Raw genomic sequence first — 6,916 nt, 5'->3', positions numbered from 1 at the left:
CCGTCAGAACCACAAAACAATAGGGTGAGAGGCAATAACCTCATCCAAAACAAAGCTTCAATGCCGGAAAACCAAATAGACCTCAGCGATGCGAGGCCAATAAATTAAAACTCCAGATAACTGGGACACAACCAAGACAGCAAGCTGACCTGACAAGGGCGTCAAAACAATGATTCCGGCGTATCACCGCTCATCTAGGTTGAAATCTTGGAGGCTTGCTTCAAAGATACCGTCTTTGGTGATTGACACGCCTGAACAAACAGGTACTCGGTGCTCAAGTTGTTTGAACGCAATCCCAGGTGGAATGTATTGAACGACCAAAATATTAAGATACCGAAGGCATTGGCATACCAAGGGTTCAAACTGAGAAAATGCAATCTTCTAAAGATATAGTTGCAAGCCTCTGCGATGCGAACGCATCTGATGACACCGTCACAACAGTTGAGGCCAGGGACACATTTCGCAGTTTGATTCGAGCACAGCTTTCGGTGCGGAACGCTAAATCACCAACTTCGGTTTCTGCCCTCTACAATGAGATACGAACGCAACCTGACGTTTGGCGCAACCTTCCAAAATTTGAAGAGGCTGGCGCAGAATATGAACCCGATGCCGCCATGGAACCCGGTTTTGCTGCTGTCACATGCTGCATGAACCGAAATGACCACCTGGCGCAGACATTGCCAACGTGGCTTGTACATCAGGAGATTGGCGAAGTTATCATCGTGGACTGGAGTTCGGAAATTCCGGTAGAGATCACTCTTCGGAAAGCGGGGATAACTGATCCACGTATACGGATTCTTCGGGTCGAGGATGAAGGATCCTGGATTTTGTCCCACGCGTATAATCTGGGATTCCGCGCTGCGACCAAAGACAAGATTATCAAAGTCGACAGTGACATTATCCTCGATTCAGAGTTCTTTAGCCGCAACACAACAGGTGTTGACCAACTGACTGCAGGGAACTGGCGCCAGGCGAAATCCGGGCAAAGCCACGTGAACGGCTTTTTCGTCGTTGGGCGTGAAAATCTTTTGGCTGTTAACGGCTTCAACGAACGGATTGTCACTTATGGCTGGGATGACGATGACCTGTACGGACGCCTGACCAACGCAGGCGTGCAAAGAGAAGATGTCGATCCCGACACCATCAGCCATATTGATCATTCCGACGTAAGACGTGTTGAGCGCCCCAAAAGTACACCGGTCACCGGATGGGACGAAGTGCAGTCGTATCCGCAGTTCTGGATCGCGTTGAACCGGCAAACTGCGTCTTCCTGCGCCCCGTGGGATGCGAGTTGCCCAATGACGGGTTTCCGTGTGCTTAGTGAAACCGCGAACATATTGCGGTTAAGACGCAGCCACCCCTACGGTGTAGATACAAACCTAATTGGCACGCGGATGGAACGCGCCGAAGCGGCGGTTAGCGCAATACATGATGTTTTCAAAGGTGTTGCGGTCTCTGTTTCCTGCGAAGCTGTGGATTATGCGTTGATGACCCGCTCGTTGGAAGACGCCATTGTGGCCATCAGCAACACGTCGCTGCAACCGGAAGAGAATACAGGCGAAGTTACCGTTCCGCTGGGGCATAGCCTGCGAAAGCCGAAACTTGTCGTCGATGCGCAGCATGGTTTGGGCAACCGATTGCGTGCAATTGCTTCGGGGTTTTCATTTTCACAAATCCACGATCGCGAACTGATCATTCGCTGGGTACCTGACGAACATTGCGATTGTACCTTTGCGTCATTGTTCGACTTTGACGGGGCTGTCGAGGATACCAAAGAGAACGACCCGGAGAACGCGTTAACGGTCGACCTGATGAGCAAGGCATTCCGGGAGGCCTTTGACACCGCCTCATTGGTTAAGGCGCAGCGGGATATCGTTATCCAATCGGCTTACAGGTTTACATTCGGCAAACCCTACGACCCCATTGAACGGAAATTCCTGCGTGAGCTGAAACCGAGTGCGGATGTGCAAGAGATGATCGAGTCCGTCCGCAGCCAAAACGACATCGCCGTACACGTGCGTATGAATGGCGGCGCGGCTACGGACCCTCATGGGGACGTTCCCGGAGACTGGTCGCGGTCAGAAGACGAGATTTCCAGACGTGCCCGCAGCAGATCCCACTATGCGTTCTTCTTCAAACGTCTGGATCAACTGCTAGAGGCCAAGGCCGATTCCACGATTTTTCTGGCGTCGGATAACTCGGAATCCTATGGTGCTTTCGCTGCGAAATACCAAGATCGCGTGACCAGCCTGCCAAGAACGGTATATGACCGATCTGAAGTGCAGCTTAAATATGCGCTGGCAGATGTAATCCTGCTATCGCGTGCGCCGCTTTTGCTGGGAAGCAACTGGAGTTCGTTTACGGAAATCGCCCATTCAATGTCTCAAAATCAGAGGTTAGAGATATCTGGGCAGCATTTTTAATGTGGCTCGAAATTCCGGACAGCGGTCCAAATCTTTATGAATACCTACTAAACCCGCCAGAGTGTAAACCTGAATGAATGACAGTGAAACAAGGAGCTTAGCCGTTGAGAAGGTTGTTTCAGCGTGCAAGCAACATGTAAGTGAAATTATCGTTCTGGAAGGCCGAAAGCACACGGAATGGTGCGCGGCCTATGAGCAGAGCGGTGTTCCACGTGTCACTCAATCTTCCTTTAGCGCGCTGTCTAAGACCGTTTCTCCTCAGAAGGCCACTGATAGTGGGCTTCGTATCATTCACGTCACTAAGGGCGTTCCTGCGGCAAGCCTGAGTGAAGCGGAACACAGCGTAAACCTGCTAACGAGTTACGCTGATATTGTAGTATTCTCACCGGTTCCCGTAGCTGAACAACAGGTTCAGGACCTGCTGATTTCATGGCCCAGCTTTTGGGCTTTGCTGTTTCTTGCCGAAGGGTTCGTTTTGCAGGACATCGTGCGCCCGGCGGTATGGGACAGTTTCTACAGCGATTGGGACAACCTGCAAAGCACGGTTGTGTTCGCCAATGCTGCGCTGGGTGACAGTTGGGCAGATAGCGATGGTGACGGCGCCAACATGGTTGTGGATTATGTGCATCCCTCGAGTTTTGAAGTCGGGCTTAGACGTCAGCTGGCACTGCAAACCAGTGCGATGCTGAACGCACCCGATACGTCTGCGACGTCTCAGGAATTCAGTTCTAAGATTCACATCGCGCTGCCCAAACGTTATTCCAAAAAGGAATATGAACAAAAGCTTTTTCAGGAAAGTCGGAAGTGGTGGAAGGTCGCCCTTTGCTCACCTTGGCGGATTTCTTACTGGTGTGATCTTTGGCGTCTCCAGCGGCGTACCAAGCGCTGGTCGAATTAGAACTTGCCCGCTTTATTCCAAAGCTACTGAACAAACATGCGGGTGAAAAGCCCTGTTTGGCTTCAAGTCTCTGGCAAACAACAAAAAACATCCGCACCCGCACGCTTGGTTGCGTCCAAAACTTGTGGGCAGTTTGGTAAAGGGTGTTGATCTGATATACTGCGTTTTGTTTACAAGTGACTGAGAGTATTGATCTCTGTGCGCTTGTTCTATCGGGCAGACGCATCTGTCGCTGTATCGCCCGGCGACACCGAATCTAAGACCGTCCCATGACCCTAAGCGTCATTCGCGCAACGCTGCGTGCGTATTGGACATGGAAAGTTTACGTAAAAAGCCTATTAAAACATTGATTTAAGGCCAAGTTTCGCCACAGGCAGCGCATAGCTGAGGCATCGCGGTTCTCTAGCCCTGATCCAGATCATTACTGGAAACGGAGATAGAACCATGCCGAGTTTCATCGACTGTTGTTTCAAAGCGTTTTCGCATACAGGACAGCGCTCTGCTTGTAGCATTGTCCGGTTTTTTACCGTCTTGCTGAGTGTCGCGACATTGACACCGGTGACCCTTGCGCCAACACGCGCCCAGGCACAGCAGTTGCTGGTCGTGGGAAGCGATCGCGGCGGCTATCTGCATGACCGTTTGATCGAGTTGGAAAACCTCAAGCGCAACGGAGTTCTGGTCGAGATCAGGGGCCGTATCTGCTATTCGACATGCACGATGTTTCTGGGGTTGCCCGGAACCTGCGTTGATCCCGATACCACCTTTGGGTTTCACGGCCCTTCCCGAAGCGGTCGTCGGCTTGCGCAAGAAGATTTCGACTATTTCAGTCAGATCATGGCTGCCTATTATCCGGAACCGTTGAAATCCTGGTTCATGACCAAAGCCCGGAACCGGATCAACGGGCTCTATAAGGTCAAGGGCCGCGAGATCATTCAAATGGGCGTGCCCGCCTGCCAAACCGCCTGAACCCGGTCTTGCCCGCAGTCAGGTCGCCGGGTATCACGTTTGGATCTAAGGCCGGTGCCGGATTTCCTGTATCGGCTCCTTTCACGGCTAACCGGGCAGGAGAAAAGTTCATCGTGCTGTCATCGCTTTTCGGACGATTCAGGCGGCGTGCCCCGTTTCTGCCACCAACCCCAGATACTCCAATATGCGTAATCGGTGACGTGCATGGCTGTGTCGTGCAGTTGGAAAAGCTACTGAACAATGTGCCGCAGGACCATCGGATCATTCTGGTGGGCGATTATGTCGACCGCGGAGAATACAGCGCCGAGGTCTTGCGCCTGATCAGTGCGCGCCCCGACATAACCTGCCTGAAAGGCAATCATGAAGAGATGATGCTGCGGTTCCTGAAAGACCCCTTGGAACAGGGTCCGCGGTGGCTGCGTTATGGCGGGTTGCAGACCTTGGCCTCATTCGATGTGCGCGGGGTCCGGGCTGAGATGACCGGTGATGAGCTGACAGAGTGCCGGGACAGGTTTCAAGAGGCGATGGGCGACACGTTGTATCAATGGGTGACCGGGCTGAAGACCTGGGAAATGTCGGGCAACGTCCTTGTGGTGCATGCCGGTGCTGACCCCAATGTTCCGCCCACCGACCAGTCGGAAAAGACCCTTATCTGGGGTCATCCGTCATTTCTAAAAACAATCAGGCGCGACGGTGTTTGGGTTGTACACGGGCATACGATTGTCGGTGAGGCTGGCGCGCAAAAGGGACGAATTTCCATTGATACCGGCGCTTTTGCAACTGGTGTGTTAAGTGCAGTTTGCCTGGATGGTGGGGAGCCCAGATTTTTGACGGCACAAGGCTGAAAACTGAGCCCGTACAGGCGCAAATCCGCGGTTGCACTTGCTTTTTCCTGTTGAAGCTGAGCAAAATCTTGTCACGCTAATTCACATCTAATAGGACCTGTTTAAATTAAACCAGGTTTCGAGCTTATCATGTTGATCACCCCTATTCTTCTTTGCGGCGGGTCCGGGACGCGTCTTTGGCCGTTGTCGCGGCAGAGTTACCCCAAACAATTTGTGCCGCTTGTTGGGGATGAGACACTTTTCCAGGCCTCAGCTCGGCGTTTGTCCGGCGCGGCGGCGGGGTTGGAATTCGCTGCTCCGGTGGTTCTGACCAATTCGGATTTCCGCTTCATCGTGGCCGAGCAATTGCAGGCCGTCGGCATTGATCCCGGTGCCATTTTGATTGAGCCCGAAGGGCGGAATACGGCCCCAGCGGTCCTCGCTGCCGCGCTGCGCGCCCATGCCGAGGATCCGGACGCGGTGCTGTTGGTTGCGCCGTCCGACCACGTAGTGCCTGATGTGGCGGCGTTCCAGAATGCGGTTGCCCGCGGGTTGGAGGCTGTCGAGCAAGGGCAACTGGTAACATTCGGGATCACCCCAACGCATCCGGAAACGGCTTATGGTTATCTCGAATTGGCGAGCGCATCGAACAGCGGCGGATCACCCGTTCCGCTGAAAAAGTTCGTGGAAAAACCAAATCTGGCTCGCGCAACTGAAATGCTCGAAGCGGGCAATTTCAAATGGAATGCCGGGATCTTTCTTTTCCGTGCATCGGATATGATTGCGGCCTTCCGGACTCATGCACCCGAACTGATATCGCCCGTCGAGGCAGCCGTCGATACGGCAACGCCGGATCTGGGCTTTCTGCGCCTGAACCCTGAACCCTGGGGCAAGGCCGAAGATATCTCAATCGATTACGCGGTGATGGAGAAGGCGACGAACCTGTCGGTTGTCCCGTTTGACGCGGCTTGGTCCGATCTAGGTGGATGGGATGCAGTCTGGCGAGAAAGCGGGCCGGATTCTGACGGCGTGGTGACCAGCGGCGGAGCCACAGCCATTGATTGCCACAACGCGCTGTTGCGCTCGGACAGTGACCAGTTGGAGCTGGTGGGCATCGGGCTTGAAAACATCATCGCCGTGGCGATGAATGATGCGGTTCTGGTTGCGGATGCTTCGCGGGCCCAGGACGTTAAGAAAGCGGTGAGCGCGCTAAAGGAAAAAGGCGCTGCACAGGCCACAACCTTCCCCAAGGATCACCGCCCTTGGGGCTGGTTCGAAAGCCTTGTGGTTGGCGACCGGTTCCAGGTTAAGCGCATTCACGTCCACCCCGGCGCGTCGCTGAGCCTGCAAAGCCATGTCCACCGCTCGGAACACTGGATCGTTGTCGAAGGCACGGCCCTTGTGACGATCGACGACAAGGAACAGTTGGTGACCGAGAACCAGTCGGTCTACATCCCGTTGGGGGCGGTGCATCGGATGCGGAACCCTGGCAAGGTGCCGATGGTTCTGATCGAAGTTCAAACCGGAACCTATCTCGGTGAGGATGATATCGTCCGGTACGAGGATGTTTATGCACGCGGTCAGGGCGCAAAGGGCTGACGTTCCAGCCCCATCTGACGCCACGCAGCTAGGTATGGCGCATTGATCAGGCCCCCGGACGGGGGCCTTTTTTGTTGCCCGGAAAGCTTGGTGCAGCCGTTCCGTTCGGTGTGTTTTGGTTGTGTTAGTTGTGTTTTGTTTATGGTGTTTCTGATTGAGATGACTGAGTGAGGTTGGGCTGATGAGCATGAACCCTTTTATCAATC

Annotated in this window: 5 protein-coding genes; all 5 read left to right on the top strand. The window is 53.7% G+C overall.

The genetic code is table 11. The features are described 5' to 3' along the window. Nucleotides 1-614: 614 nt before the first annotated feature. The 5 genes from ACR0AJ_RS20935 to ACR0AJ_RS20915 all read left to right on the top strand — a co-directional run bounded on the left by ACR0AJ_RS20935 (nt 615) and on the right by ACR0AJ_RS20915 (nt 6,710). A complete protein-coding gene (locus tag ACR0AJ_RS20935; RefSeq protein ID WP_480741849.1) occupies nt 615-2,423 on the top strand; it encodes a galactosyltransferase-related protein in 1,809 nt (602 codons plus the stop codon). A 73-nt stretch (nt 2,424-2,496) separates the two neighbouring features. Further along, the gene (locus tag ACR0AJ_RS20930; protein ID WP_480741847.1) at nt 2,497-3,321 is read left to right on the top strand and encodes a hypothetical protein; all 825 of its coding nucleotides are present in this window, start codon (nt 2,497-2,499) and stop codon (nt 3,319-3,321) included. A gap of 444 nt (nt 3,322-3,765) precedes the next feature. Continuing rightward, on the top strand, nt 3,766-4,287 hold the full coding sequence (locus ACR0AJ_RS20925) for a hypothetical protein (protein WP_480649404.1): 522 nt from the start codon (nt 3,766-3,768) through the stop codon (nt 4,285-4,287). Between the two features lie 113 nt (nt 4,288-4,400). After that, entirely contained in the window at nt 4,401-5,132 is a 732-nt protein-coding gene (locus tag ACR0AJ_RS20920) for a metallophosphoesterase family protein (RefSeq protein ID WP_480649402.1), read from the top strand. Nucleotides 5,133-5,261: 129 nt separating this feature from the next. After that, complete coding sequence (locus tag ACR0AJ_RS20915; RefSeq protein WP_480649400.1) at nt 5,262-6,710, top strand: mannose-1-phosphate guanylyltransferase/mannose-6-phosphate isomerase; 1,449 nt, start codon at nt 5,262-5,264, stop codon at nt 6,708-6,710. Nucleotides 6,711-6,916: the final 206 nt, after the last annotated feature.

This window comes from Ruegeria sp. CJ9 (genome assembly GCF_056536625.1).
Note: the sequence above shows the minus strand (reverse complement) of the source record. Positions and strands in the feature narration are given on the sequence as shown.